This is a genomic window from Halomonas alkalisoli (assembly GCF_021412585.1).
Classification (GTDB): Bacteria; Pseudomonadota; Gammaproteobacteria; order Pseudomonadales; family Halomonadaceae; genus Halomonas; species Halomonas alkalisoli.
The window spans coordinates 311,958-337,265 of sequence record NZ_JAKCMI010000041.1 but is presented as its reverse complement, the minus strand read 5'-3'; the positions used below and the strand labels follow the sequence as shown (position 1 = coordinate 337,265).

At 62.8% G+C, this 25,308-nt stretch carries 25 protein-coding genes; 15 read left to right on the top strand and 10 right to left on the bottom strand.

What is annotated here, in order from left to right:
- Nucleotides 1-81: 81 nt before the first annotated feature.
- Nucleotides 82-963, top strand: a complete 882-nt coding sequence (yghU, locus tag LY622_RS19650) for a glutathione-dependent disulfide-bond oxidoreductase (RefSeq protein ID WP_234292426.1) — start codon at nt 82-84, stop codon at nt 961-963.
- 77 nt (nt 964-1,040) lie between these two features.
- Here yghU and LY622_RS19645 read toward each other — a convergent pair whose 3' ends face one another.
- The gene (locus LY622_RS19645; RefSeq protein WP_234292425.1) at nt 1,041-1,274 is read right to left on the bottom strand and encodes a hypothetical protein; all 234 of its coding nucleotides are present in this window, start codon (nt 1,272-1,274) and stop codon (nt 1,041-1,043) included.
- A gap of 183 nt (nt 1,275-1,457) precedes the next feature.
- Between LY622_RS19645 and LY622_RS19640 the strand changes: the two genes are divergently transcribed.
- Nucleotides 1,458-1,847, top strand: a complete 390-nt coding sequence (locus LY622_RS19640; protein ID WP_234292424.1) for an HIT family protein — start codon at nt 1,458-1,460, stop codon at nt 1,845-1,847.
- Between the two features lie 23 nt (nt 1,848-1,870).
- On the opposite strand, the gene LY622_RS19635 is transcribed toward LY622_RS19640, so the two are convergent.
- From LY622_RS19635 to LY622_RS19620, 4 genes are all read right to left on the bottom strand, one after another.
- The gene (locus LY622_RS19635) at nt 1,871-2,728 is read right to left on the bottom strand and encodes a diguanylate cyclase (protein WP_234292423.1); all 858 of its coding nucleotides are present in this window, start codon (nt 2,726-2,728) and stop codon (nt 1,871-1,873) included.
- A gap of 709 nt (nt 2,729-3,437) precedes the next feature.
- Nucleotides 3,438-3,824, bottom strand: coding sequence for a septal ring lytic transglycosylase RlpA family protein (locus LY622_RS19630; protein ID WP_234292422.1), 387 nt, complete (start codon nt 3,822-3,824; stop codon nt 3,438-3,440).
- Between the two features lie 313 nt (nt 3,825-4,137).
- Nucleotides 4,138-4,449: a hypothetical protein gene (locus tag LY622_RS19625; protein WP_234292421.1), complete on the bottom strand. Its 312-nt coding sequence runs from the start codon at nt 4,447-4,449 to the stop codon at nt 4,138-4,140.
- A gap of 214 nt (nt 4,450-4,663) precedes the next feature.
- On the bottom strand, nt 4,664-4,837 hold the full coding sequence (locus LY622_RS19620; RefSeq protein ID WP_234292420.1) for a hypothetical protein: 174 nt from the start codon (nt 4,835-4,837) through the stop codon (nt 4,664-4,666).
- A gap of 246 nt (nt 4,838-5,083) precedes the next feature.
- On the opposite strand from LY622_RS19620, the gene LY622_RS19615 reads away from it, so the two are divergent.
- A complete protein-coding gene (locus LY622_RS19615; protein ID WP_234292419.1) occupies nt 5,084-8,629 on the top strand; it encodes an AsmA family protein in 3,546 nt (1,181 codons plus the stop codon).
- Nucleotides 8,630-8,659: 30 nt separating this feature from the next.
- Here LY622_RS19615 and LY622_RS19610 read toward each other — a convergent pair whose 3' ends face one another.
- Entirely contained in the window at nt 8,660-9,532 is an 873-nt protein-coding gene (locus tag LY622_RS19610) for a LysR family transcriptional regulator ArgP (RefSeq protein ID WP_234292418.1), read from the bottom strand.
- A gap of 125 nt (nt 9,533-9,657) precedes the next feature.
- On the opposite strand from LY622_RS19610, the gene LY622_RS19605 reads away from it, so the two are divergent.
- The gene (locus LY622_RS19605; RefSeq protein WP_234292417.1) at nt 9,658-10,263 is read left to right on the top strand and encodes a LysE/ArgO family amino acid transporter; all 606 of its coding nucleotides are present in this window, start codon (nt 9,658-9,660) and stop codon (nt 10,261-10,263) included.
- A 5-nt stretch (nt 10,264-10,268) separates the two neighbouring features.
- On the opposite strand, the gene LY622_RS19600 is transcribed toward LY622_RS19605, so the two are convergent.
- Nucleotides 10,269-10,625, bottom strand: coding sequence for a zinc ribbon domain-containing protein (locus tag LY622_RS19600; RefSeq protein WP_234292416.1), 357 nt, complete (start codon nt 10,623-10,625; stop codon nt 10,269-10,271).
- 227 nt (nt 10,626-10,852) lie between these two features.
- Here LY622_RS19600 and LY622_RS19595 point away from each other — a divergent pair, with 227 nt between their 5' ends.
- From LY622_RS19595 to LY622_RS19575, 5 genes are all read left to right on the top strand, one after another.
- Nucleotides 10,853-12,097, top strand: a complete 1,245-nt coding sequence (locus LY622_RS19595; protein WP_234292415.1) for a porin — start codon at nt 10,853-10,855, stop codon at nt 12,095-12,097.
- A gap of 17 nt (nt 12,098-12,114) precedes the next feature.
- Nucleotides 12,115-12,549 (top strand): type 2 periplasmic-binding domain-containing protein, encoded by a 435-nt coding sequence (locus LY622_RS19590; RefSeq protein WP_234292414.1) that lies wholly within the window; start codon nt 12,115-12,117, stop codon nt 12,547-12,549.
- Nucleotides 12,542-14,902: a putative bifunctional diguanylate cyclase/phosphodiesterase gene (locus tag LY622_RS19585; protein WP_234292413.1), complete on the top strand. Its 2,361-nt coding sequence runs from the start codon at nt 12,542-12,544 to the stop codon at nt 14,900-14,902. The genes LY622_RS19590 and LY622_RS19585 overlap by 8 nt, the downstream gene beginning before the upstream one ends.
- Before the next feature lie 203 nt (nt 14,903-15,105).
- Nucleotides 15,106-16,539, top strand: coding sequence for an ATP-dependent RNA helicase DbpA (gene dbpA, locus LY622_RS19580; protein WP_234292412.1), 1,434 nt, complete (start codon nt 15,106-15,108; stop codon nt 16,537-16,539).
- 48 nt (nt 16,540-16,587) lie between these two features.
- Complete coding sequence (locus tag LY622_RS19575; RefSeq protein WP_234292411.1) at nt 16,588-17,454, top strand: PA4780 family RIO1-like protein kinase; 867 nt, start codon at nt 16,588-16,590, stop codon at nt 17,452-17,454.
- 146 nt (nt 17,455-17,600) lie between these two features.
- Here LY622_RS19575 and LY622_RS19570 read toward each other — a convergent pair whose 3' ends face one another.
- Nucleotides 17,601-17,789 (bottom strand): DUF3008 family protein, encoded by a 189-nt coding sequence (locus tag LY622_RS19570; RefSeq protein WP_114478388.1) that lies wholly within the window; start codon nt 17,787-17,789, stop codon nt 17,601-17,603.
- Between the two features lie 273 nt (nt 17,790-18,062).
- Between LY622_RS19570 and LY622_RS19565 the strand changes: the two genes are divergently transcribed.
- The 5 genes from LY622_RS19565 (at nt 18,063) to LY622_RS19545 (ending at nt 22,271) form a co-directional block, all read left to right on the top strand.
- Nucleotides 18,063-19,976 (top strand): putative bifunctional diguanylate cyclase/phosphodiesterase, encoded by a 1,914-nt coding sequence (locus LY622_RS19565; RefSeq protein ID WP_234292410.1) that lies wholly within the window; start codon nt 18,063-18,065, stop codon nt 19,974-19,976.
- 135 nt (nt 19,977-20,111) lie between these two features.
- The gene (locus LY622_RS19560) at nt 20,112-20,303 is read left to right on the top strand and encodes a tautomerase family protein (protein WP_234292409.1); all 192 of its coding nucleotides are present in this window, start codon (nt 20,112-20,114) and stop codon (nt 20,301-20,303) included.
- A 50-nt stretch (nt 20,304-20,353) separates the two neighbouring features.
- The gene (locus tag LY622_RS19555; protein ID WP_234292408.1) at nt 20,354-20,587 is read left to right on the top strand and encodes a hypothetical protein; all 234 of its coding nucleotides are present in this window, start codon (nt 20,354-20,356) and stop codon (nt 20,585-20,587) included.
- Between the two features lie 80 nt (nt 20,588-20,667).
- A complete protein-coding gene (locus tag LY622_RS19550) occupies nt 20,668-21,423 on the top strand; it encodes a creatininase family protein (RefSeq protein WP_234292407.1) in 756 nt (251 codons plus the stop codon).
- A gap of 11 nt (nt 21,424-21,434) precedes the next feature.
- Nucleotides 21,435-22,271 (top strand): alpha/beta hydrolase, encoded by an 837-nt coding sequence (locus LY622_RS19545; RefSeq protein WP_234292406.1) that lies wholly within the window; start codon nt 21,435-21,437, stop codon nt 22,269-22,271.
- 51 nt (nt 22,272-22,322) lie between these two features.
- Here the strand turns inward: LY622_RS19545 and LY622_RS19540 are convergent, their stop codons facing one another.
- Both LY622_RS19540 and LY622_RS19535 read right to left on the bottom strand, forming a co-directional pair.
- On the bottom strand, nt 22,323-23,051 hold the full coding sequence (locus LY622_RS19540; protein ID WP_234292405.1) for a YebC/PmpR family DNA-binding transcriptional regulator: 729 nt from the start codon (nt 23,049-23,051) through the stop codon (nt 22,323-22,325).
- A 197-nt stretch (nt 23,052-23,248) separates the two neighbouring features.
- Complete coding sequence (locus LY622_RS19535; RefSeq protein WP_234292404.1) at nt 23,249-23,932, bottom strand: hypothetical protein; 684 nt, start codon at nt 23,930-23,932, stop codon at nt 23,249-23,251.
- A 142-nt stretch (nt 23,933-24,074) separates the two neighbouring features.
- Between LY622_RS19535 and LY622_RS19530 the strand changes: the two genes are divergently transcribed.
- Complete coding sequence (locus LY622_RS19530) at nt 24,075-25,268, top strand: M24 family metallopeptidase (RefSeq protein ID WP_234292403.1); 1,194 nt, start codon at nt 24,075-24,077, stop codon at nt 25,266-25,268.
- Nucleotides 25,269-25,308 lie beyond the last annotated feature (40 nt).

Below are 25,308 nucleotides of genomic sequence, written 5' to 3'. Positions count from 1 at the left end.
AGGCTATCTTTTGTCGGACTGGTATGGGCGCATCCGCTTCGTGGCGGAGTGCCGTGCCATATCCCCCCGACAGGAGTCTTCATGAGCCAGGAACACGAGTACGTACCGCCGAAGGTGTGGAAATGGGAGAAGGCGAACGGAGGCCAGTTCGCCAACATCAACCGCCCCATCGCCGGTCCCACCCACGACAAGGCGCTGCCGGTCGGCAAGCACCCCCTGCAGCTCTACTCGCTGGCCACGCCCAACGGGGTGAAGGCCACGATCATGCTCGAGGAGCTGCTGGCATTGGGTCACACAGGCGCCGAGTACGATGCCTGGTTGATAAAGATCGGTGACGGCGATCAGTTCGGCAGCGGCTTCGTCGAGGTCAATCCCAACTCGAAGATCCCGGCGCTGATGGACCACGGCACCACGCCGCCCACCCGGGTGTTCGAGTCGGGCTCGATCCTGCTGTATCTCGCCGAAAAGTTCGGCGAGCTGTTGCCCCGCGACCCGGCCGGGCGCACCGAGACCCTCAACTGGCTGTTCTGGCAGATGGGCAGCGGACCATACCTGGGAGGTGGCTTCGGCCATTTCTACGCCTACGCGCCAACCAAGATCGAGTACGCCATCGACCGCTTCGCCATGGAGGCCAAGCGCCAGCTCGACGTGCTGGACCGGCGCCTGGCCGAGACGCGTTACCTGGGTGGGGATGACTACACCATTGCCGATATTGCGACGTGGCCCTGGTACGGGCAGCTGGCGCTGGACCGTGTCTACGATGCCGGCGAGTTCCTGCAGGTGCAGGAGTACGAGCACGTGCAGCGCTGGGCCAGGGAGATCGATGCCCGGCCGGCGGTGAAGCGTGGCCGCATGGTCAACCGCACCTTTGGCCCGCTGGAGCAGCAGTTGCACGAGCGCCATGACGCCAGCGACTTTGCATCAAGGACACAGGACAAGCTCGAGGCTGTGAGTAGCGATTAGGCAGTTTTCAGACAGTGCCTGGTGCACTACCTGCCACCGGCCGGGTGATAGCATTCGGCCCGTGGCGCTGGCACGCTTCAATCGTCGCTTTCCCTGCCGTGCTGGCTCCGGGCGATCAGTGCGTCGGCCAGGGCACGCGCGGCTAGAGCAAACTCCACCCGCGCGGCCGACAGCGCCCCCATGTCCTTGGAGCCGGCGTCCCGCTCCAGGCCATCGAGCAGAAGCTTGGCCCTTACCAGCCGTCGCTCCAGGTGTTCGTTCGACAAGAAGGCGTGGGACGATACGCCTCTGGCCATATTCAGGTCGTTCATTTCATCTCCTCCCCAGCGTCACCGCCCGCCTGGGGCGGTAGCGATGCATCGCCTGTCATATTCATCACCTGCTAATCTGGTTATCGGACCGCGATGGCCGAACTTGAGCCCTGCTCGCGCGACGGAGCGAAATGTTGCGGCTCGCTGTGACATCTGGGTTGTATTGCAAAGGAGACAGCCGACATGGCAACCATCTTTACCCGTATCATCCAGGGAGACATTCCGGGTCACTTCGTCTGGGACGACGCGCAGTGTGTTGCGATCATGACCCTCAACCCGATGAAGCCGGGCCACCTGCTGGTCATTCCGCGCCAGGAGATCGACCACTGGGACGATCTGTCGCCGGAGCTGTCCGCCCATCTGATGCGCGTGTCGCAGACGCTGGCCAAGGCGCAGAAGCGGGCCTTTCCCTGCGAGCGGGTGGGGATGTTAATCGTTGGCCTGGAGGTGCCGCATGTTCATCTGCACCTGGTGCCGATCGATGCGATGGAGGATATTCGACTGGAAGGGCTGGCTCAGGCGGAGCCGCAGGAGCTGGCCGATGCCGCTACCCGGATTCAGGCGGCGTTGTGAGTGGTGGTCTGGCTATGCCTGGCTCAGGCGATCGCCTCCCGTGGCGCGATCAAGCGCAGCCGAGAAACGGTGGCGGTCTTGTTGCGACCCTCTTTCTTGGCGGCGTAAAGCCCTTCGTCGGCCTGCTGAATCAGCGCCTGGGGGCTGCGGTGATGCACGGGCAGCAGTGAGGCAACCCCGATGCTGACAGTGACGCGATCTGCTACCGGTGAGGCGCCGAAGGCGATGCCGTGTTCGGTTAGCAGGGCGTGGATTCGCTCAGCCAGAACCGTTGCGCCTTCCTGTCCAGTGCGAGGGACGAGGATGACCATCTCCTCGCCACCGTATCGAGCCAGCAGGTCGCCGGGACGGTTGGCCGCCTGGTTGAGTATGGTGGTCACTTCCTGCAGGCAGCGGTCGCCCTCCAGGTGTCCGTAGGTATCGTTGAAGACCTTGAAGTGGTCGACATCGATCATCAGCAGGCTGAGGGGCTGGCGTTCCCGTGCGGCACGGCGCCATTCCAGATTGAGTACTCGCTCGAACTCGCGGCGGTTGACAATGCCCAGCAGGCCATCGCGGGTAGCCTGGTGGTGCAGGTCTTCGTTCAATGCTTCCAGCACTGCTTGTGTCTGCTTGAGCTGCGCTTCGCGAGCTCGGGCATTTCGCAGGGGCGGCAGGACAACGGCCGATGCCAGGGCGATGCCGCCGAGGAAGGCGGCCAGTATGAGGCCGGTATGCAGCGCACCGGGCGCCAGTCCTATCGGAAATGTGGCTTGAACGACAGTCTGTTCCGGTATCAGGCTGCTGAAGGCAAGCACGGCGGCAATGACGACCGCGCCTGCCAGAAGTCTCGGCAATAGGTTGGGGCTAATCTGTAGTGAGTGCTTGGGCTTCATTTGCATAGTGGCGTCTCGTTCCAAAGTCTGATCTCGCCGAGCGGAATAGAGCTTCCAAGTGATGCGCCGTGCCTGTTGCCTTGCCGGTAGAGGCAAAAAAAAAGGCCGCAGAGCGGCCCAAGTACGCAGGGAACTAAAGGATCTTGCTGTCCGTCAGCGAGCCGACATCCCGGACAGCTGAGAATAGGGGGGAGGCGACGTCTCCTTGTCGCAGCCAGGGCCTCCTTGGACTGAGCCGACCATGGTCTTGCCATTTGCCAGGTCCAGTCATCTTGCCATTGCCAACGATAATGCGATAAAGATGCCATGAATAATATTTTCCATTAAAAACAATAGGATAAATATTAACTATCTTGCATGGGGTGTCAGGATGACGGATTTCGGCCAGCGATAGGCGAAGAAGTGTTGCTGTTTGCCGACGCCTTTCTGGCCGGCTGGGTAATATCATTGAAAAACAATGAGTTATATCGTATCCATTTGGCGACACCTGCGGTGGGATATCGAGGGAATGGCGACAGCGGCCCGTTTCCGGCGCACCTCTCATTCGATGGCGGCAGGGGGGCGCGTTCTCTTCAGGCAAGGCTACAGCCCAGCGGGAGATGCCGGGCCCAGGGTGTCGGGCTCAGGTTTCCGGGCTGGGATTACCAGCCAGCGCCTGACAGCGGCCCGCGCAATTAGGGACCACATTGGCAGAGGGGGCGGCGAGAGGCCGCTATCACTGTACGGAGGTGACGAGTACCGGAGCGGTTCCGCGGTTGATCATGCCCAGTTCCCTGGCGGCGCGCTTGGAGAGATCGATGATGCGTCCCTGGACGAAAGGACCGCGGTCGTTGATCAGTACCGTGACCTCGCGACCATTGTCCGGGCGGGTCACCACGACTTCGGTGCCGAATGGCAGGCTCGGGTGGGCTGCGGTCAGGGCCTGCTGATCGAAGGGCTCACCGCTGGCGGTCGTCTGCCCCTGGAAGCGGTCGCTGTAGAAGGATGCTATGCCCTGGTCGATAAGCTCCGGTGTTTCATGGGCCGCTACTTTGCCAACCAGCAACAGGCCTACCAAGCTAACCAGAGCACCTGTCTGGATCAGGCGAGTTCGTGTCGCCATGTTTCACCTCGTGACTACTGCATCGCGCCGCATAATCGTATCCCACGATCAGGCGCCATGAGTGATTGAGGACGCGGGCTCATGCTGCACCAGCCTCGCACTCGTCTCAAACCAGCCCCCCAGGCATGTGTTGCCCACCGGAAATCGGTATCCATATGTCACCCGTGAGTTTCCATATGTCACAAGATCGCCGACGTTAACAGGGGTTGCCGGCAGGATAGTAGCCGTATTGCCCGCCAGGGGCAACCCGATATGAAAACACCCTGTTGGGCCGGGGCTCAACAGGGTGTGGTCGCTACCTCTACGTCACCCATCAGGATGGGTAATCTTCCTTGTACAGCTCGGCCTTGGCGTCACGCATGACGTCTTCGCAGGCCGCTTGCTGCGCGAGCTGGGTCAACAGCCCCTGGGTGACTTCAAAGCCCTTTCCCAGGCAGGTGTCGATATCCTGGCGGCTCACGTGGGGGGTAACGCTGCAGTCGATCTTGATCGTCCTTCCGCTGCCATCCAGCTTGTCGGCAAACTGCCGCAGTCGCCATGCGATGCGCTCTTTCCAGCTTGACGCTTCTTCCACGCCTTCATATACGCTAAACGTGCATTGCCACTCAGGTTTATAGATTTTCATATGAAACCTCCGGGCTGGCTTGGAAAAGTGGTCGATCGTGTTTTCTGCTCCGTATGAGAAAGATAGTACGGTGCCACTATATACCCTTTAAGCCGTCAATAAAGTGCAAAGACTCGGAAACACCACCATGGTGGTAGTTTCCGAGCACGGCCTGCCATGGAACGGCGGGGGCGCCGCCCTCACGGCTCTTGTCATGGTGCCAGTGGCAATGATGCTAGTGAGTGAGGTGGCCGGAATGACCCTGAGTGGGAGCCAGGGGGGCGTGACGTACGCTGGCCAGGTAGTCGGCTAAGGCATCGGATGCGGTACGCTCCAGCCGAGCCTGGTTGGCCCAGAACTGCAGTACTTCGGCTTCGAATGATTGAGTTTGCTGCGTTGCGGTGTTCATGCTTTGGCCCTCCTGAAGGGACTTCACGATCCAGCGTAGGCCCTTTCTTGCTGCATTGCAGCATTCTTTTTGTAACTGATCTGGCTGCACGACGCTTTGTCAAGCCATGGCGTGGGCCACACGCTGCGGCGATCAGGCGAATCCCCTGCTGTTCCCGGTTGGACTGATGCGGCTTCTCTGTCCATGGTTAAGGGTATCGGCGAGGCCAGGGATGGAAATGTGAACAGGGCGGCTCGACTAACGGGTATGGCGCTTGTGGGGGTGGTGCTGATTCTGGCGGCCACGGCGGGGGTGCTGCTGCTGGAGTCGGCGTGGATGCGCGCATGGCTGGAGCGACAGGCCAGTCAGCAGCTCGGTCGTGAGGTCGAAATCGACGACCATAGCATCGGCTGGGGCACGCCCGTCACGCTGCAGCTCGCTGAGGTGCGCATTGCCAGCGCCGAATGGGCCGAGGCGGAACCGCTGGCGCGCATGTACGAGCTGTCGGTTACCCTCAATGTCCGCGCCCTGCTGCAGGGCAGGCTGGAATTGGACCGCATAGCCATCGATCAACCTGTACTGCACCTGATCCGACGAGAAGATGGCTCCAGCAATTGGGAAGGACTGTTCGATGGCGGTGACTCGGAGGAGGGCGATGAGCCCCTGTGGCCCGATGAGTTCAACATCGGTCAGGGGCATCTGGTCTACCGCGATGCGGCCCTGGATCTCCAGCTCGATGCCGTCTTCCAGACGCCGGGAGCAGACACGACGGAGGGGCTGAGCCTCGAGGTCTGGGGCGATGGGCGCTTCAAGGAAGACGAGCTGGAGTATCAGGGGCTGGTTCATTACCTGCGTGCCGAGGGCTACCTCCACGCCGAGTCGATGGAGGGGCAGGTAGGGAACGACCTCTTCTCCGGTGCGCTGGAGCTGGATCTCGATCTGGACGTGCTCTCTCTCCAGGCGCGGCTCGATCTGGTCGAACTGGACCTGGAACGCTGGGTCGATGAGGTGGATATTTCCTTTCCCGGCCCTGAATGGGAGCAGGAGCTGGCCGAAGTGCTGGGGGCGCTGGAGTCCTACGAGGCGGTTCTGGACATTGCCGTGGAAGAGCTCCGCTACGGCGACCAGATCCTTCATGAGCTGATTCTTCAGGGCCGGGCCGGAGAGGGCAGTGTCATCATCGACCGCCTCCAGGCGCTGCAGCGGAAGGAGGACGAAGCGTCGCCTCGGGCGCTCGGCGCGGAAGGGCGCATCGAGCGGCATGAGGAACGTCCGGTGGCGGCAGTGGCGGCGCGGTTCGAGGCCTTCGACCTGACAGCGGCCCTGGCCCCGCTGGGCCTGGGCGAGGTGGGCATCGTCGATGGCCAGGTCAATGCCCGGCTGCAGGAGGGGGCGCTGCTGTTCGAGGATACCGCTCTCGACTATCGCGTACCGGCCTGGGAGCTGGCGCTTTCACTACGTGCCGAGAGCCACGAGGTCGACCATGACGACAGGCCGGCGGTGCGACTGGTCGGCAATGGCGCCTATGGGGGGCAGCCGGTCGAGTACGACCTGACGGTGGGGCCGGTCGACCTGGTCGAAGCGGCGCCGAGCTATCCGCTTGTCGGCCAGGTGAGCACGGGGGCCACCCTACTGCAGATGGATGGACGTCTGGTCCGTCCCTTCGAGCTCGAGGCAATCGAAGGCGACGCTCGCCTTGAGGGGCCCACGCCCGAGGAGTTCTTCGCGCTGTTCGGGGTCGACCTGCCGCCGCTGCCTCCCTACTGGCTTGAAGCCTTCCTGCGTTACAGCGATAACGTGCTGAGCCTCGACGATGCGCAGGGACGCATCGATGAGCTCCATCTCACGGGCGACCTGACGGTGGATTTCGGGCGTGATGTGCCCCACTTCGCCACTCGCATCCATGGAGAATCGCTGGACTTGAATCGCTGGGAGCTGCTGGATGACACCACCACCGATGGTTCGGCATGGGATGGACTGGGGCCGGGACATGACTGGGACCGGGGCCTGGCCGAGTCACTGAAGGGGCTCGATGGATACGATGCCAGGTTCGACCTGGCCTTCGACCGGCTGATCCATGCCGACCGGGTCCTGCACGAGGTGACGCTGGAAGGAGACGTCGAAGGGTCGCGCCTCACCATTGCGCACTTTCATGCGCTGCAGGAGGAGGCCTGGGGTCAGCAGGGGGCACTGACCCTGGAGGGCTGGGCGGAAGAGCGGGACCGGCGGCTGGCGGCGAACCTATCGGCCCAGCTCGACCAGATCAATCTCGGCATGGCGCTGGCGCCACTGGGCCAGGGCGAGATCGGCACCCTCTCCGGTCGGCTCAATGTGGCGGTGGTGGAGGGTGGGCTGCTGTTCGAGGACACCGCGCTGGACTATCACGGCCCGCAGTGGGGTCTGGCCCTGTCCCTGCGGGCCAGCTCCGTGGAGGGGGCCGACACCCCCGGCCTTCACCTGGTCGGCGACGGCACCTATGAGCAGTCACCGTTTGACTACGACCTGGTCGTGGGGCCATTGCTCGGCCTGGCCGTCGACGAGACACCTTATCCGGTGACCGGTGAGCTGAGTACCCGCGATACTCGGCTGTACATCAACGGCAGCGTGGTCCGCCCCTTCGCGCTGGAATCGTTGGAAGGCGATGCTCGGCTCGAAGGCCCCTCCCCGGCGGAGCTGACCGAACTGACCGGCATCAGCCTGCCGGACCTGCCGCCCTATGACGTTGCCGGCTACCTGCGCTACAGCGGCAATCTGCTCAACCTGGATGGCATGGAGGGAAGCGTCGGGAACAGCGACGTGGCCGGTGATGTGCGACTGCGCCTGGGTGAGCGGAATCAAGTATGGGCCACCCTGACCTCTGCATGGGTCGATGTCGATGAGCTGCTGGGTATCGAGCCGGAAAACGGGCCGGATGAAGGACGGCCGGGTCAGCGAGTTTTCCCCGACGATCACTGGAACCTGGAGGCGCTGCGTAACACCGATGCGGTGCTGGACTATCAGGCTGCGGAGGTTCATTCCCGGTACGCACCGCTCAACGACTTGAGTCTCGACCTCGAGCTGGAGCAGGGGGTGATGACCGTCTCGCCGCTGCGAGTGGGGCTCGGTGGCGGGCAGGTGTATGCGGCCTGGGTGCTGGATGCGCATCAGGAGACCACGGCGGGTGAGTTGCAGCTGGAACTCACCCAGGTAAACCTCGCCGCGCTGCTGGACGAGGCGGGGCTCCCCGATGTCGCCGAAGACACCCTCGGCATCATCGGCGGGCACGGGGAATTCACTTTTCGCGGACGCTCGATGGCCGAGATAATGGCCGGGTTGAACGGCGAGCTGGAGCTGGCCATGTCCGAGGGGTGGATGGACATCATCGCCGCAGAGCTGATGCCACTGAATGTCGCCAATGCCCTGGTGCTGGCGCTGGCCGGCGAGGATGAGCAGGTGCGTCTGGAGTGCAGCTATGTTCACCTCAAGGCCGACCATGGCCTGGTCACCCTGGAGAACTTCTTCATGGCCACCGAGATTGCTCACTTCATCGGCGCCGGGGCAATGAACCTGGCCACGGAAGAGCTGGACATGGCGTTTGAAGGCCACAACCGTGAGGTCACCCTGTTTACGGCCAATACCCCGGTCAAGCTGGAAGGACCGTTGAGCGATCTGAGAGTGGAAGTCGTGACCCCTGAACTGCTGGGACGAGGCTTACTATCAGCGCTTGGTGCCCTGGTCGCCCCGCCGCTGGCGATCCTGCCCTGGATCGATCCCGGCGGCGGCGAGGAGGTGGGGATGGGCTGTGACGAGGCGCTGAGGCAATACCATGAATAGCGTGATGGCGTCTGGCTAACCCGGTGTTCATTATTTCAGCGCTACCTTGCCAAGGGCGCGGGTCAGGCGCTCCAGCACGGTGCCGCTATGGCGCCAGAAATGCCAGTAGAGCGGGACCGAAAGCGATTTGCCCGGTGCGATGCTGGCCAGCTTGCCTTCTTCCATCAAGGCGTCTGCCTGCATCAATTGCGGGATCATGCCGTAGCCCATGCCGGCGAGGGCCAGTCGCACAAAGCCCTCCGAAGAGGGGCAGAGGTGATAGGGAAAGCTGCCGTGATAGCCGCATTGGGCCAGGAAGCGATGCTGCAGCTGGTCGTGGGGACCGAAGACGATGGCGGGGGCCTGGCGGAAGGCATCGTTGGAAAGGCCGTGGGGAAAATGACGGGCGATGTAGTCCGGTGTGGCCAGAGGGTGATAGGCCATCTCGCCCAGGGGGACGCAGCGGGCCCCGGCGATGGGCTGGGGACTGGCACAGAGGCAGGCGGCGACGTCGCCGTCGCGAAGTCGCTTGAGTCCCACGTCCTGATCCTCGACCACCAGATCCAGCAGCAGCCCTTCTGAGCGGCAGAGTTCACCCACGGCGTCGGCCCACCAGGTCACCAGGCTGTCGGCGTTGATCGCGATACGCAGCCTGGGAGCGGACTCCTCCAGGGTGGGCAGGGTGGTGCGCAGGTCCCGCTCGAGCAGCTGCACCTGCTGGTAGTGATTGAGCAGGCGCTGGCCGGCGGGGGTCGGGTGCAGTTCGGGGTGACGGATCAGCACCGGCTGCCCCAGTCGGATCTCCAGCGACTTGATGCGCTGGGAAATCGCCGATTGCGATAGCCCCAGGGCATCGCCGGCGCGCTCGAATCCCCCGCATTCGATGACCGTGGCCAGGGCCTGAAGCAGTTTGTAGTCCAGCATGGAGCGGCTCTTTATTAGAAAAACTGATGTGTCATTAGTGGTATGATTTTTCAGTATATCGCCTCCCCATTATGCTTGCCGCATTCAAGTCGGATATTCCGAGCATTCATTGAGGAGGGCAGGCGATGCTGGAGAGTTATCTCACCGGATTGATCGTATGTGGCGGGATCATCATCGCCATCGGCGCGCAGAATGCCTATGTGCTGGGCCTGGCGGTCAGGCGAGAGCATCACTGGTGGTCGGCGGGGCTCTGCATGGGCACCGATGTGGTGCTGCTGACGGCCGGCATGTTCGGTGTCAGCGCGATACTGCTGACCATGCCGAGCGCCATGGAGGCGATGCGCTGGCTGGGCGTGGCGTTTCTCTCATGGCTCGCCGCCCAGGCGTTCTATCGAGCCGCTACCGGGCGAGCGGCGCTGGCGGCCTCGAAGGAGGGCGGGCGCAGCCTGAAGCATGTGCTGTTCGCCACCCTGGCGGTGACGATTCTCAACCCCCAGGTCTATCTCGATACCCTGTTGCTGATACCTGCCATCGGCGCCCAGCAGGAGAGTGCCACCACCTTCGTTGCCGGAGCGAGCACCGCGTCGATCCTGTGGTTCAGCCTGCTTGCCTGGGGCGGTGCGCTGCTGTCGCCATGGCTCTCGCGCCCCCTGGCCTGGCGCCTGATCGATGGGGCGATCGGGCTGATGATGGCGGCGGTGGCCCTGCACCTGCTCCGCAATGGGGTGTAGAGGCCTTAGTCGAGATCCGCTTCATGCCATCCTTGGTGACCGCAACTCAGGCAGCGATAGAATGCCTCGAAGCCGGTACTGGCGTCGGCCGATTCACGCACCGTTCCCCTCTGGTAGGTGAAGGAGCGCAGCGAACAGATCGGGCAGCGGATCTCCTCATGGCGCGGTGCGGGGGGAGACGCCTTTTCCGGAGTGGCGGGGGGGCTCGGCTGGGCTGCGGCCTCAGCCGCCACACGGTCGAGATCGGCGCCGAGCTTGGCCGCCAGCTGTCGCGCCGGCTCCGCCTGCTCGGTTCCCGCCAGGTTCGCCAGCTTCCTGATCCCTTCCTTGACGGCTTCCAGCCGGGACGTGATATCGGCCATTGGCGCTCTCCTGGGGGTTGCTGAGACTCGTCACTTCCTTATATCAGCATACACCCAAGGGTCGCGAGAAGACTGTGGGGCCAGAAGGGGGCGGATCTCAGGGTAGAGGGAAGGCCTAAAGTCGATTGGATGGCCGCCGATAGAGAGAAACAGGGTTCGATTCGCTCCGTCCCCCTTTTTTCGATTACGCATTTCTCTATCACGCAGGCTATCTGGCGGAAGGTTTTATGTCGGGAAGGTTGGTAAGCGCTCTTGTCGCCGTGTCGCTCATCCTGGTGCTGTCGGTACAGAATGCACAGGCCCAGTTGTCGGATGCGCCGAGTCTGACGCTCAACGGCTTCGGCACGCTGGGTATCGTACACTCTGATGAGGATCAGGCAGCCGTTGTTTCCAGCATTTTCGCGCGAAGAGGGGCGGGACATAGCAGCGACTGGAGCGCCGAAGTCGATAGTCGGCTCGGCCTGCAACTTACCGCCGACCTCACGCCCAGCCTATCCAGCGTCGTACAGGTTGTCTCCGAACAACGTTACGACGGTTCCTATCGACCGGTTGTCGAGTGGGCCAACGTCAAGTTCGATGCCACACCGGATATAAGCTTGCGCCTGGGTCGTGTCGTGCTTCCAACCTTCATGAGTTCGGAGTATCGCAAGGTGGGATACGCCACCCCCTGGGTTCGTCCACCGCAGGAAGTCTATCGCACGATTCCCGTATCCAGCATCGATGGTATCGATGCCAGCTATCGGCACCGTTTCGGTGCCATGACCAACACCCTTCGTGCCACCTACGGCCAGACCAATGCGAAATTTCCCTACGTCGATGCGAGCGGGGCTCGAGCGACAGGTGAAGCCGAATCCCGTGAGGGGCTTACGCTAGGCACTCACCTGGAGTGGCGCGATGTGAGTCTTTTTGCCGCGTACAGCCAGGTTCGCCTGACCATCGAGGACTTCACTCCTCTCTTCGATATTTACCGGCTGTACGGGCCCCAGGGCGAGGCCATCGCTGATCGCTACGATATCGAGGACAAGCGTTTCGAGACCATCAGTCTTGGTGCGAGCCTTGATCGGGGCGATTGGTTCGTGATGGGCGAGTTGGCGCAGACTGAGAGCCGCACCTTTATTGCTGATACCCGTGGCTGGTATGTGACTGGGGGGTATCGGCTCGGAAGCGTTACGCCATATCTCACCTATGCAAGGCATCGTATTCTCAGCAATACATCGACTTCGGGCCTGTCCTTGCCAGGCACGGAGGAACTCGACGCCTTTCTCGACGGTATCTTGAGCAGCCAGCCGCAGCAGACGAGTGTTTCCCTGGGCGTTCGTTGGGACTTCAGCAGGAACATGGCCCTGAAAGCGCAGCTTGACCATATCAACCATGACGCGGGATCTCACGGGTTCCTGGTCAACTCTCAGCCAGGCTTCGAACCCGGTGGCACAGTCAATCTATTCAGCCTCGCGCTGGACTTCGTGTTTTGAGGGGGCGGCGAGTGCGAATGCGGCTGACGTCAATCGTCCTTGGGCTATTCCTGAGCTTTATTGTCGGCACTGCCAGCGCCGAGGTGGTGGTGGTCGTCTCGGTACAGAACCCCATCGAGAGCCTGTCGCGCGCTCAGCTCACCGACATCTACCTGGGCAGGCTGAACCGCTTTCCCCATGGCGGGGCAGTGACACCCATGGACCAGCGGGAAGGCACCACCGCACACAGCACGTTCTATCGGGACTATCTTGGCCAGAGCCCGGCGCAGATCAAGGCGCACTGGTCGAAGCTGATCTTCACCGGGCGAGGGCAGCCGCCGCGTTCGGTCGCCGGCGACAGCGCCATGGCGGATACCGTGGCGGCATCCCCCGATGTCATCGGCTATCTCGACTCGACCTATCTCGGCTCGGTCGATGAGGGCGACCGCCTGCGGGTGGTGGCAATTGAATAGCGCCTATGACAAGCATGCTCACAGCGTGTCGGATGACAGCGCGGTTGTCCGGCGTTGGCTGCATCGCCTGGTCGAGCCTGCGTGGCTTTTCACCATAGTTGCCCTGCTGGTTCTGGCGGTCATCTGGGGCGCCACCCTGAACCTCGTGACCAAGGAGTATGCGGCGGCTGACCGAACGGCGGCGGCACTGGTCGCGGATAGTGCCGATACCTATGAGGCACAGGTGGTGCGGGCGCTACGTGAAATCGATACGACTCTGAAGCTGGTGCACTACAGCCTTGGCGACAGGCCTGCACAGGCGGTGCTGGAGGAGCTGCGCGACCGGGATATGCTGCCTCCCGAACTGCTGTTCACGGTCAGTGTTGCCGACTCCGGGGGAGACGTGATTGCCAGCACACCCGAAGCGTCCCCCTCGCAGCGGAATGTGGCCGATTACGACTATTTCCTGCGTGCCCATGAAGACGAGGGCATGGTGGTGGGATTGCCACGACGCAACCAGGAGACGGGGGAGTGGCAGCTGTTCTTCAGTCGGCGCGCTCAAGCCCAGGCCGAGGGACTGACGGTCATCGTGGCCGTGTCGGTTCACGCCGGCTACTTCGTCAGTGGCTATGACCCGGATGTGCTGGGCGAGGGCGGAATATTGGCTCTGCTGGGAAGCGACGGCATCTTCCGGGTAAAGCGTACGGGTGACGAGCTCACCATGGGAGCGGCGGTCGACTACGCTGCTGTGATATCCACAAACGGCACGATTGGAGGGCCGGCAAGGGTCGAGGTCAATCCCTGGGACCAAACCCCGCGCTATACCGTGGCCAGGCAGCTGTACGAATTCCCGCTGGCCATCGTTGTCGGTCTTTCTGAAGCGGAACACCTGGCCGCAGCCAGGCAGTCCGTGCGCAGCTATCTCTGGTATGCCGCCCTGGCGAGCCTGCTGCTCCTGGCGGTCATCGCCCTGCTTGGCAGGCTGAGCTGGAGGCTTCAGCGCTCGCAGTCGCGGATCATGGAGGAGCGCGTAGCCCATGCTCGTCGTGTGGAGTATCTCGCCTTTCACGATAACCTGACCGGACTTCCGAATCGCGCCTATTTCACCCGGCTATTGACGCAGGGCATGCAGCAGTCGCGGCGTTACGGCAAACGGCTGGCGCTGCTGTTCCTTGACCTTGACCGCTTCAAGGCAATCAACGACTCACTGGGCCACGACGCCGGCGATGAACTGCTTCAGGAAGTGGGGCTGCGGCTCAATGGCTCGGTACGCGAGAGTGATATCGTCGCCCGGTTGGGCGGGGATGAGTTCGTGATCCTGTTGCCTGAAATAACCGACGCGTCGCAGGTGGCGGTGGTTGCCGACAAGATCCTGGCCGCGGTCAGTATGCCTTTCACCCTCGTTGGGCAGGAGTTTCGCATTACGGTCAGTATCGGTATCGCCCTGTTTCCACAGGATGGGGAGGATGAACAGACCTTGATGAAGCATGCCGATGTGGCGATGTATCACGCCAAGGAACAGGGCAAGAACAACGCTCAGTTCTACTCGGAAAAGCTGAGTGTCGATTCACTGGAGCGTCTTGCCCTGGAGTCGAGCATGCGCAAGGCGCTTGAGCACGAAGAGTTCCGACTCTTCTATCAGTCCAAGCAGGACATGCTCACTGGCCGTGTCACCGGCATGGAGGCATTGCTGCGCTGGCAGCATCCCGACCTCGGGCTGATAGCACCCATGCAGTTCATTCCGCTGGCCGAAGAGAACGGCCTTATCGTGCCGATCGGGCGCTGGGTGTTCAACACGGCATGCCGACAGAATGTCGAGTGGCAGGCACAGGGCTTCCCGCCGCTGAGCATGGCCGTGAATCTATCCGCCCGTCAGTTTCTCGATGATCACCTGCTGCAGGATATCAAGAGCGCACTGGACGAGACCGGCATGGCGCCGGAGCTGCTCGAACTGGAGATCACCGAGAGCATGATGATGCTCGACATGCCTCGGACGGTGCGGATCCTCAAGGATCTCAAGCGGATGGGCGTGCGGGTCGCTATCGACGATTTCGGTACTGGCTACTCGTCACTCTCCAAACTGAAGGAGTTCCCGCTCGATACCATCAAGATCGACGGCTCCTTCATCCAGGACCTGGTGAATAGCGCCGAGGACAGGAGCTTGACGGAGGCGATCATCGAACTGGGCAAGGGCCTGGGCCTGACGGTGGTGGCGGAAGGCGTGGAGTCGATTGAACAGGCCGATTACCTGCGTGTTCACTCCTGTGACCAGTTCCAAGGCTTCTATATCAACATGCCGATGCCGGCGGCCGAATTCGAGGTGGCGATGCGCCAACAGATTCGCCGCTTCGAGGATACCAACCCGACCGACTGAACTCGGCCACCTGCCAGAGCCAGGGCATGGCGACAGTCCAGCCTGCTGATGACCGTCGGCCTCAATGATGGTAGAGCGGCATTGCGCGACGCTTTCTGCTATTATTTGCGCCTTCGATTACGACCCACACGGCCCTTACCACGCGGCTCTCGCCTTCGCTCGCTCGTTACCCCGGCCCCCACTCATTTTTCAGGATGACTGCCGTGTCCGATTCCGCTCCCGACTCCGACTCTCCTGGCGAGGGTGCCTTCGCGTCGCTCGCGCTGCCGCCGGAACTGCTCGGCAACCTGGGCTCCCTCGGCTATCACGCCATGACGCCGATCCAGGCCGCCAGCCTGCCGGCGATGCTGGCGGGGCGAGATGTCGTCGCCCAGGCGAAGACCGGTTCGGGCAAGACGGCCGCCTTCGGCCTGGGGCTGCTCACGCGGCTTACCGTATCGAGTTTCAGCGTCCAGGCTCTCGTGCTGTGTCCCACCCGGGAACTGGCCGATCAGGTGGCCGGTGAGATTCGCCGTTTGGCGCGTGCGCTGCCCAATGTCAAGGTGCTGACCCTGTGCGGCGGGGCGCCCCTGGGGCCGCAGCTCAACTCGCTCTCCCACGGGGCCCATGTCGTGGTCGGCACGCCGGGGCGGGTCGAGGAGCATCTGCGCAAGGGCTCGCTGAGCCTGGCATCGCTTGACACCCTGGTGCTCGACGAAGCCGATCGCATGCTCGACATGGGGTTCCAGGCCGCGCTGGAGGCGATCATCGGCGAGACGCCGACGAGCCGGCAGACGCTGATGTTCAGCGCCACCGGGCTGCAGGGGGCCGGCGCAGAGGGCATTCGAGCCATCGCCGAGGGCTTCCTGCGTGACCCGGTGAGCGTGGAGGTAGGCGAGACCCATGACGAGACCAGTATTCGCGAGCATTTCTACCGGCTGGGTGACGAGTCGGAGCGCTTCGAGGCACTGCGCCTGCTGTTGCAGCATCATCGTCCGCAATCCAGCGTGGTGTTCTGCAATACCAAGCGTGAGACCGACGAGGTGGCCGAGGCCCTGGACCAGGCCGGTTTCAGCGCCTTGGCGCTACATGGCGACCTCGAACAGCGCGACCGCGATCGTCTGCTGATACTATTCGCCAACAAGAGCGCGTCGATACTGGTAGCCACCGACGTGGCAGCCCGGGGGCTGGATATCGACGCTCTGGATGCGGTATTCAATTACCGTATCGCCCGCGAACTCGAGGTGCATGTGCACCGGGTCGGGCGTACCGGCCGGGCCGGCAGCTCCGGTGTGGCCTGCACCCTGGTCAGCGAGCAGGAGGCTTATCGCCTGGAGCGGCTCGGTGAGTTTCTCGGTCAACAACTGGTGATGGAAGCGCTGCCCTCTCGCCGTGCCCTGTCGGGCGAGCCCATGGCACCGCCCATGGCCACGCTGCAGCTCGACGGTGGCAAGAAGCAGAAGGTGCGTCCAGGGGATATCCTGGGTGCCCTGACCGGTGATGGCGGTATCCGGGGTGACCAGGTTGGCAAGATCAAGGTGCTGGAGCGCAGCGCCTATGTGGCCGTGCAGCGTGAGGTCGCCAAGGCGGCGCTTGCGCAGTTGAGCGCGGGAAAACTCAAGGGGCGTTCGTTTCGCGCCCGGCGCGTCAGCCGCTGACATGCAGCAGGGCGATACGCTCGTAAGGCGATATGCCAAAGTGGTGATATGAAAATACCCAAGCGATTACAACCGCTGGTTGAAGACGGCATGGTCGACGAAGTCGTCGCCCAGCTGATGAGTGGCAAGGAAGCGCAGGTCTATGTGGTGCGTGCCGGCGGTGAACTGCGCTGTGCCAAGGTCTTCAAGGAGGCCAAGCAGCGCAGCTTCAAGCAGGCCGTGCAGTATCAGGAAGGCCGCAAGGTGCGCAACAGCCGGCAGGGCCGGGCGATGGCCAAGAAGACCCGCTATGGCCAGAAAGAGCAGGAGCAGGCCTGGCTGAATGCCGAGGTGGATGCGCTCTATCGGCTCGCGGCGGCGGAGGTGCGGGTGCCCCAGCCCTTTGGCTTCGTCGACGGCGTGTTGCTGATGGAGATGATCACCGACGCCGAGGGCTTTGCCGCTCCGCGCCTGGACGACGTCACCCTTACCGACGAACAGGCCCGTGCCTATTACGCCAAGGTCATCGGCGACGTGGTGCGAATGCTATGCGCCGGCCTGATTCATGGCGACCTCTCCGAATTCAATGTGCTGCTGGCGCCCGACGGCCCGGTGATCATCGACCTGCCCCAAGCGGTGGATGCCGCCGGTAACAACAGCGCCGAGATGATGCTGGAGCGCGACGTCAACAACATGCGTGCCTATTTCGGACGCTACGCGCCGGAACTGCTCAATACCGACTACGGCAAGGAGATCTGGGCGCTCTATGAAGCCGGGGAGCTGCATCCGGAGAGCAAGCTGACAGGCTGCTTTGCCTATGACACCACCGCGGTGGACGTCGACGACCTGTTGGCGGTCATCGAGGATGCCCGGGAAGAGCAGGACGAGCACCTGGCAATGCTGGCCCGCAACGAGCAGGGTGACGACGAGGACTGAGCCGGTTGCCGGTCCGTAGCGTACCCGACGGCCCGCAGGATCATCCCCGAGCGGTCGCCGCCCGGGGATGATTCGCTGAGGTACCCTGGGCCGACGCAATTGGCTACGCTCAGGTTTCCAAGCTATGCTCAGGATTTGGCCCATGCTCAGGATTTGGCATTGTGCTTTGGCTTGTTCTTCTGCTTGGTCGAGGCCATTTTCTCCAGTTCCTGCTCGTCCATCGATTCGTACATCTGCTTTGCGGCGCCATCGAGTTCGCTGACCTTCTTTTCTCCACGCTTGGCGGAAAGCGCAGCGCCGGCTGCCATCTGCTGGGCCTGGGACTTGGCTGGCATGGTTTTTTCCTCAAGAGTCCATTTGCTCCTCGAAATCTAGACGGTACGACGCCGGGTTGCCATGGAGGAATGGTTTCCTAACTATGCTGATTTGTTAATTGAAATATTCCTGAAAACCGATAGTTATCGGCAAGGTTTGACGCCAATGATCAGTGCGTGATATCGGTGTTGACTGACCAATAAGCAACAACAATGCGATCCGTTTCCTGAGCAAGCTCTAATAAAAAAGGATCGAATTAATCTGCTTGATAATGACAGGAGAACGGCCTTCTCATGCAGCAGCTTGCCACTAGCTTTCGGCCGCACGACCATGCAGTTCAGTTCTATGCGGACGAGGCCTTCCTTGCCGATGTCGTGGCCGACTACCTTCGGGTTGGGGTCGACGCCGGCGAACGCCTGTTGTTGTTGTTGACGGTTCCCCATCAAGCCCTCGTGCTGCAACGACTGGCGGCCGGTGGCCTTGATACCGACGCTGCCATGGCAGGCGGGCAACTCGTGGTGTATGACGCCGACCTCATGCTCGAGGCCATCATGCGGGATGGCATGCCGGTCGAAGCGCTGTTCAACCGACACATCCTCGCCGCAGTGGAAGCCGCCGGTTCCGCCCCCACCCGTGCCTTCGGCGAGCTGGTAGACCTGCTGTGTGCCCGGGGCAACGCCAAGGCCGCCGTCCAGTTGGAAATATTCTGGCATGCGGCCTGCCGCCGTCTGCCGCTGACCCTGTTGTGCGGCTACGCCATACGGCACTTCGACCGCCCCGGCGACCAGGCCGCCTTCGATGCCATCTGCCGTCATCACACCCATGTCATGCCGAGTGAGCCCCATGGCGGGCTGGCTTCAGGGCAGCAGCCATGCGAGGTTGCTCGCCCGCAGCAGGCGCCGAGGCTCAATCACGAGCGCGCCCCTAGCCAACTGGCCGAGCAGGGCGTGGGGCTCGATGAGCTGACCGGGCTGGCGACCCGCAGGGTCGGCGAGCGGTGGCTGGCGGAGCAGCTTTCCGCCGCGGCAGAAGGCGACGGGATTGCCGTGCTGCATATCGACGTGGATCAGCTCAAGGAGATCAATCACTCCCTGGGTATGGAGATGGGCGATGTCTACCTGAATCGGATCGCCCAGCGCATCAGGCGCTGCCTGGCCGATGGCGAGACGGTCAGTCGGCTCGGCAGTGACGAGATACTGGTGGTGGTGCCCGGCATCAGGCAGCCGGAGGATATCGCGGCTGTGGTCGAGCGGTTGCTCGATCGGACCGGCCAGCCGATTGAGTTGGCCGGCCAGACGGTGCTCGCCAGCTGTTGCATCGGTGCCAGCCTCTTTCCCGAACACGGCCGCACGGTCAATGAACTGATGCGCCACGCCAACCTTGCCCGACGGCAGGCGCAACGTCTCGGCAGGCGTCGATACCAGCTCTTCACGCCCGAGCTGCTCGATGAAGGCCCCGATGATCTTGTCCTGCGGACAGCGTTTCAAGGCGCCCTGGCACGCAACGAGTTGGAACTGCTTTATCGTCCGCTGCTCTGTGCGCGTAGCGGTCAGGTCGTGGCAGTGTCGGCGAAGCCGCGCTGGCGGTCGAGCCGCTTCGGCGTCTTGGAATCGGGATGCTGGATGGGTGCCGCTGCGGACAATGGCCAGCTCACCGATGTCTGCCAGTGGATACTGACGAATGCCTGCCAGCACGCCAAGTCCTGGTTCGAGGTGGGCATCGGCCTGCGGGTTGTGGTGCACGTCTCGATCGGAGGCCTGCTCGATGGCGAATTCCTCGGCCGTGTCGATGCGGCACTCGCCAGCAGCAACCTTCCCGCCAGGCTGCTGGAAATCGAGGTCATGGAGAGCGACCTGGTGCAAGAGATCCAGCGCGCAGCCTGGGTGCTCAAGCAGCTGGATGCCAAGGGCGTGCGCCTGTCGATGGATGGCTTTGGCAGCGGGTATTCGATCCTCGAACACTTGAGCAGCCTTCCCCTCGACGCGCTCAAGCTCAGCGGTCTGTTCATCAGTGAATGCCTCGACAACCCGCGCCACCAGGCAATCATTCGTTCCGTCATTGGCATGGCGCACGAACTGGACATCGAGGTCGTGGCCAACGGCATCAGCACCCGCCAGCAGGCGGACTACCTGCGCCAGCAGGGCTGTGACCTGCTTCAGGGCAGCCTGTGGGCGCGCATGGAGTACCTCGAACCCGTGCCCGGTTAGCCAGTGAGCTGAATAAGCGGGAGCCACGGACGTCATCGCCGCGTGATTTCCACTGCTGTGCTTCGCCCCTGATACGGTTGCGAAAGGGCGCCTTTCGGTCGACCATACAAGGCTCCGTTACCGCAGGAGTCGACGATGCCCATCGTGACCATTCAGCAGTTTCCCCGCGACCTGGCACAGAAGCGCGAGCTGGCGCGCCGTATCACCGAGGCCTTCGCCGAGGTCTACGGCACGAAGCCGGAGAGCGTTCAGGTCTTCTTCAGCGAGGTGGACGGCGAGAGCTGGGCCAAGGGCGGCGTGATGGGGTGCGATACGCCCTCCCGTTGAATCCGACAACACGACTGTAGCCAACACGACTGATAGAGGCGCTAGGCACCATGATCAGGCAAGAACAGCGAGAGTGGGTCCAGGGTCACCTGGAAGAAATTTTCACGGCCGTCCTCACTGCCTTCTTCACGGCACTGATGTTTCGGGTCGGATTGGGCATGTTGTTTTCGATCGTCACCGGCCTGGCGCTGGCCTATGGCGTTCGCCTCATTGCCATGCGCCGGGCCGTATCGGCGGTAAGACGGCGCGTTCCCTGGCTGAGGGAGCCGACGACCCCCGCCTGAGCCATCCGTGGCAAGAGCCTGGTGGCGGCTGTGGTGGGGTTTGGCCGGCACTGGAGTGCAGAGAATCCAAGGAGACCGTCATGAAGCTGCAGCATGCCACCTGGCAGGAAGTCGAGCGCTATCTGGAACGTGCCACCGGCATCATCATTCCCATCGGTTCCACCGAGCAGCATGGTCCCAACGGCCTGCTCGGTACCGATGCTATCTGCCCCGAAACCGTTGCCTGGGAGCTGGGGGAGCGCCACGGTGTGCTGGTGGGGCCGACCCAGAGCCTCGGCATGGCGCAGCATCACCTGGCCTTTCCCGGCAGCATCAGTCTGCGCCCCAGCACCCTGATCGCGGTGCTGCGCGATACCGTGACGTCCCTCGCACGCCACGGCTTCAGCCACGTGTTCTTTCTCAATGGGCACGGGGGCAACATCGCCACCGTCAATGCGGCCTTCGCCGAGATCTACTCCGAGCGTAGCCTGCGCAGCGATGGCCAGCCGTCAGCTGCGCTGCATCTGACCTTGAGCAACTGGTTCGCCGGCCCGCGTGTGCGTGAGCTGGCCCAGTCGCTCTACGGCGACGCGGAAGGGGGACATGCCACGGCGTCAGAGGTGTCGCTCTCCTGGTTTGCTCGCCCCGAGGCGGTCAAGGATGTGGCCATGTCGCCCCGTATCGCCCCCTCGGGCAGCGCCCAGTGCGATGCCGACGAGTTTCGTCGTCGCTTTCCCGACGGTCGCATGGGCTCGGACCCGTCGCTGTCGCGGATCGAGCATGGCGAGCGCTTCCAGGCCGCGGCGGTCGAGGATACCTGGGACGCGTACCGCGCCTTTCTTGGCCAAAGCCAGTAGTCGATCAGGTGATGCTGCGCATCCTTGCCTCCCTCGCGGCGATCTATGCCATCGTGGTGGTGCTGGCCTGGTTCTTCCAGGATCGCCTGCTCTACCTGCCGCATGTGGGGCGGGAGCATATGGCCACACCGGCGGACCGGGGCATGGCGTGGGAGCAGGTCGATCTCGACACCGAAGATGGCCTGACGCTGGATGCCTGGTGGATACCGGCGGAGAATCCCCGGGGCAGCTTGCTGTTCTTTCACGGCAACGCCGGCAATATCTCCCATCGCCTGGAGTCGATTCGCCAGTTCAACCGGCTCGGCCTGTCGGTGCTGATCGTCGACTACCGGGGCTATGGCCGCAGTGAGGGCAGTCCTTCGGAAGCCGGAACGGCGAGGGATGCCCGCGCCAGCTGGCGCTGGTTGGTCGACGAGGGCGGGATGTCGCCGGATGAGATCGTGCTGTTCGGGCGCTCGCTGGGGGCTGCCGTGGCGGCGGAGCTGGCCGCCGGGCTGGCGCCCGACGTGAGCCCGGCGGCGGTGGTCCTGGAGTCACCCTTCCGCTCGGTACCGTCGCTGGGCCAGAGCCTCTACCCGTTCCTGCCGGTACGCTGGCTGGCAAACCTGGATTACGATACCGAAACCTACGTGACCCGGTTCACGGCTCCGCTGCTGGTGATCCACAGCCGTGAGGACGAGATCATACCCTTCTCCCAGGGCGAGGCGGTCTTCGAGGCCGCCAGTGAGCCCAAGGAAATGCTGGTGATTCGAGGTGGCCATAACACCGGATTCCTCGACAGCGAGCCCGAGTACTCGGATGGTATCGACGCCTTCCTGGAGGAGCTGGCCGGCCTGCGCCGGAACTGACGGAGCTGCATGCCAGGCCGGCGCCGGCTCTGGTGCGTATCACTGTTCGTATCAGCTGTTCGTTTGAACTTCGGCGTTATGGAACACGTTCTGCACGTCATCCAGGTCGTTGAGGGTATCGAGCAGCTTGTCGAACATGGCGACGTCGTCGCCCTCGACCGGCGTCGTGGTCTGGGGCACGAACTGGATCTCGTCGATCTCGAAGTCGAGCTCACCGAAGGCGTCGAGCAGGGCCTGTTTGGCCTTGGCATATTCGGTATGCGGTGCGAAGACGGTGATGTGGCCATCCTCGCTTTCGATGTCGGTGACGTCCACGTCGGCTTCCATCAGCGCCTCGAGGATGGCTTCCTCGTCGTCGCCGCTGAAGGCGAGGATCGCGCAGTGGTCGAACATGTGGCTGACGGTGCCGGGGGTGCCGAGCTTGCTCTTGGCCTTGTTGAAGCAGGCCCGAACGTCACCGAAGGTGCGGTTCGGATTGTCGGTCAAGCACTCGACGATGACCATGCAGTTGCCCGGACCGAAACCCTCATAGCGTGCAGGCGAGAAGTCCTCGCCGCCCACGCCGCTGGCCTTGTCCAGCGCCTTGTCGATCACGTGCGACGGCACCTGGTCCTTCTTGGCGCGTTCGAGAAGCCCGCGCAGGCTCAGGTTGGCGGAGGGATCGACGCCCCCGGCCTTGGCGACCACGTAGATCTCACGCCCGTATTTACTGTACACCTTGGTCTTGGCGGCGGCCGTCTTGGCCATGGATTCCTTGCGGTTCTGAAAGGCCCTGCCCATAGCGTTGTCCTGTTGCATCGGATACGAGGCTGGATTCTACGAAACCGGCCTTCCCTGGAACAGCCCTATTTCGCCTCGGCAGCTGCCGGCGTGATGCATGTCATGACGACAAGGGGCACCCTGGCCGGACGCGAGCGCTCGTATGGCATGGGCTCGTGCTCGGTCGGCGACGGATTGGAGATGGATGAGTTGCTCCGTCACCGGTAGCGCTGTTCCACCTCGCGCAATGGCTCGCCGAGCTGCTCCAGTCCCTCGGCGGTGGCGGGCAGGCCAAGGGAGTCCAGCCAGCCACGGTGCACGCAGCTGACCCTGACCGGTACCCGCGCCGTGCCGAGCAGGCGTGCCGTGTAGAAACGATGGCTGCCGGAGCTTCCTTTGTAGAGAGTCCCGTCATGGCCAATCATGGCAGTACCGATGTCGACCCCTCGGCCTTCGATGTAGCCGTCCCGTTCCATGCTGCGGATCAGCTCCCCGACGTAATGATCGAAGAAGTCGATGATATCCTGGTCGCTGTGCATGACGATCGTCTTGTGGCGTGCGACTCCTTGCGCTCGCAGCTCGGCATCCAGCGTGGCGTACCACTGGCTGCGACGGAAGTCGCTGCGATTATCGAAGAGGTCGCGGACCTTACGGTACTTGCCAAGAGATTCGAAGGGGGTGGTATCGGGAAACCAGCCAGAGCCAATGATGAAAGGGTGGTTCTTGCGTAGGGGGAGGGTCACGGCCTTTCTCAGCGCGCGTGGTGCCGGTCTCAGCCAGTTCTCCAGTCGCTTGGCGATGGGTTTCTTGTTGTTGATTTCATGGGTAAGGCGGCGTGGATCGACCTGCAGAATCAACCGATCTCCAAGCAGCGCTCTGGCTCGCTTCTGCGTGATGGGCATGTTCGGCTCCCCCGTTACGAATGGTGCGGGTTTCCATTCGATTGTTTTTATTTCGTCAGCATAGTCCGTGCAGTGCAGCATCGCCTATCGACCGGGTATGCCTACACTGTCTGACATGTTCGTTATTAACGGGAGTTGTCTCATGGACCACCACCAGTACCGCCATGCCTTGGCGGTCCACCTGCAGGCTGCCGAACTGGCCTTCCCCGAAGCCGAATACGATGCGCGACAGGGGCGGGTCCGTGCCGCGATGGCGGACAGCGGACTGGATGCCCTGCTGGTGACCGATCCTGCCGATATCTACTACCTCACCGGATACAACACCTTCGAGGTATCGGTGCACACCTGCCTGGTGTTTTCGGCGGATCGCCTGGTGTTGCAGGTGCCCTCCATCGAGACTGGCCCGGCGGTGGTCACGGCCCGGGTCGACGAGCTGCTGGGCTATCGCTGGGAGGGTATCGAGGAGGTGCTCGAGCCCTTGGCCGAGACGCTATCGGGCTTTGCGGCCATTGGCCTGGATCCCTTCAGCCCCACCTTGCGCCACGGTATCATCGGTCCCTTGCAGCAGCGCCTGGGGGCCGAGCGCTTTCAGGCCGGGGGCGGTGAGTTGCTGGACCGCATCCGCATCGTCAAGAGCGAGGCGGAACTGGCCTGTCTGCGCGAGAGTGCGCGGATCACCTCGCGGGGGTTGGCTGCCGCCATCGAGGTCATTGCACCGGGCATGACCGACAACGATGTCGCGGCAGAAGGCGCCCGTGCGCTGCTGGCGGCGGGCAGTGAATTCATGAGCATGCAGCCCATCGTCACCACCGGGCGGCGTATCAGCGTGATTCACATGAACCACCAGCGTCACCGGATCGAGCCGGATGAGCCGGTGTTTCTTGAATTCGGTTCTTCTTTCCGTCGTTACACGGCGCCGATGATGCGAACTGCGGTGGCAGGGCGTGCCAGCGGGGAGATGCAGGCCATGCGCGATGTCTGCCGCGCACTGTTCGAGGCACTGAGCGGGGCCATGCGGCCGGGCAATACCTTCGACGATGCCGCGCGGGCCGCCGAGTCGGTGCTGGCGCCCCAGGTTGACCGGGTGTTCTTCTCTGGAGTCTTCGGCTATGCCGTGGGAGCGCAGTTCCCCCCCAGCTGGGTCGAGGGCAGCGGCTATATCGCCCGTGGCCAGCAGCGGGAGTTCGAGGCAGGCATGGTTTTCCACCTGCCGCTCTGCCTGCGGGTGCCGGGGGAGTGGGGCATTGGTATCAGCGATACCGTTCAGGTGACGCCCACTGGGGGCGTGCCGATCACCGATAACGATTGGCAGCTCAAGGAGCGTTCGGGGAGCTAAGGCAATTGCGTGCGAGGCGAAGGTCCATTCATCCTCCTGC

Bases quoted from the DNA above. Each gene is read 5' to 3' on its own strand.
- LY622_RS19605 (WP_234292417.1), top strand. From the start codon at position 9,658: ATGCTGGAGAGTTATCTCACCGGATTGATCGTATGTGGCGGGATCATC.
- LY622_RS19640 (WP_234292424.1), top strand. From the start codon at position 1,458: ATGGCAACCATCTTTACCCGTATCATCCAGGGAGACATTCCGGGTCAC.
- LY622_RS19600 (WP_234292416.1), bottom strand. From the start codon at position 10,625: ATGGCCGATATCACGTCCCGGCTGGAAGCCGTCAAGGAAGGGATCAGG.
- LY622_RS19545 (WP_234292406.1), top strand. From the start codon at position 21,435: ATGCTGCGCATCCTTGCCTCCCTCGCGGCGATCTATGCCATCGTGGTG.
- yghU (WP_234292426.1), top strand. From the start codon at position 82: ATGAGCCAGGAACACGAGTACGTACCGCCGAAGGTGTGGAAATGGGAG.
- LY622_RS19630 (WP_234292422.1), bottom strand. From the start codon at position 3,824: ATGGCGACACGAACTCGCCTGATCCAGACAGGTGCTCTGGTTAGCTTG.
- LY622_RS19565 (WP_234292410.1), top strand. From the start codon at position 18,063: ATGCAGCAGCTTGCCACTAGCTTTCGGCCGCACGACCATGCAGTTCAG.
- LY622_RS19645 (WP_234292425.1), bottom strand. From the start codon at position 1,274: ATGAACGACCTGAATATGGCCAGAGGCGTATCGTCCCACGCCTTCTTG.
- LY622_RS19625 (WP_234292421.1), bottom strand. From the start codon at position 4,449: ATGAAAATCTATAAACCTGAGTGGCAATGCACGTTTAGCGTATATGAA.
- LY622_RS19555 (WP_234292408.1), top strand. From the start codon at position 20,354: ATGATCAGGCAAGAACAGCGAGAGTGGGTCCAGGGTCACCTGGAAGAA.
- LY622_RS19530 (WP_234292403.1), top strand. From the start codon at position 24,075: ATGGACCACCACCAGTACCGCCATGCCTTGGCGGTCCACCTGCAGGCT.
- LY622_RS19535 (WP_234292404.1), bottom strand. From the start codon at position 23,932: ATGCCCATCACGCAGAAGCGAGCCAGAGCGCTGCTTGGAGATCGGTTG.
- LY622_RS19540 (WP_234292405.1), bottom strand. From the start codon at position 23,051: ATGGGCAGGGCCTTTCAGAACCGCAAGGAATCCATGGCCAAGACGGCC.
- LY622_RS19590 (WP_234292414.1), top strand. From the start codon at position 12,115: ATGCGGCTGACGTCAATCGTCCTTGGGCTATTCCTGAGCTTTATTGTC.
- LY622_RS19615 (WP_234292419.1), top strand. From the start codon at position 5,084: ATGGCGCTTGTGGGGGTGGTGCTGATTCTGGCGGCCACGGCGGGGGTG.
- LY622_RS19635 (WP_234292423.1), bottom strand. From the start codon at position 2,728: ATGCAAATGAAGCCCAAGCACTCACTACAGATTAGCCCCAACCTATTG.
- LY622_RS19595 (WP_234292415.1), top strand. From the start codon at position 10,853: ATGTCGGGAAGGTTGGTAAGCGCTCTTGTCGCCGTGTCGCTCATCCTG.
- LY622_RS19610 (WP_234292418.1), bottom strand. From the start codon at position 9,532: ATGCTGGACTACAAACTGCTTCAGGCCCTGGCCACGGTCATCGAATGC.
- LY622_RS19575 (WP_234292411.1), top strand. From the start codon at position 16,588: ATGAAAATACCCAAGCGATTACAACCGCTGGTTGAAGACGGCATGGTC.
- LY622_RS19620 (WP_234292420.1), bottom strand. From the start codon at position 4,837: ATGAACACCGCAACGCAGCAAACTCAATCATTCGAAGCCGAAGTACTG.
- LY622_RS19570 (WP_114478388.1), bottom strand. From the start codon at position 17,789: ATGCCAGCCAAGTCCCAGGCCCAGCAGATGGCAGCCGGCGCTGCGCTT.
- LY622_RS19560 (WP_234292409.1), top strand. From the start codon at position 20,112: ATGCCCATCGTGACCATTCAGCAGTTTCCCCGCGACCTGGCACAGAAG.
- LY622_RS19550 (WP_234292407.1), top strand. From the start codon at position 20,668: ATGAAGCTGCAGCATGCCACCTGGCAGGAAGTCGAGCGCTATCTGGAA.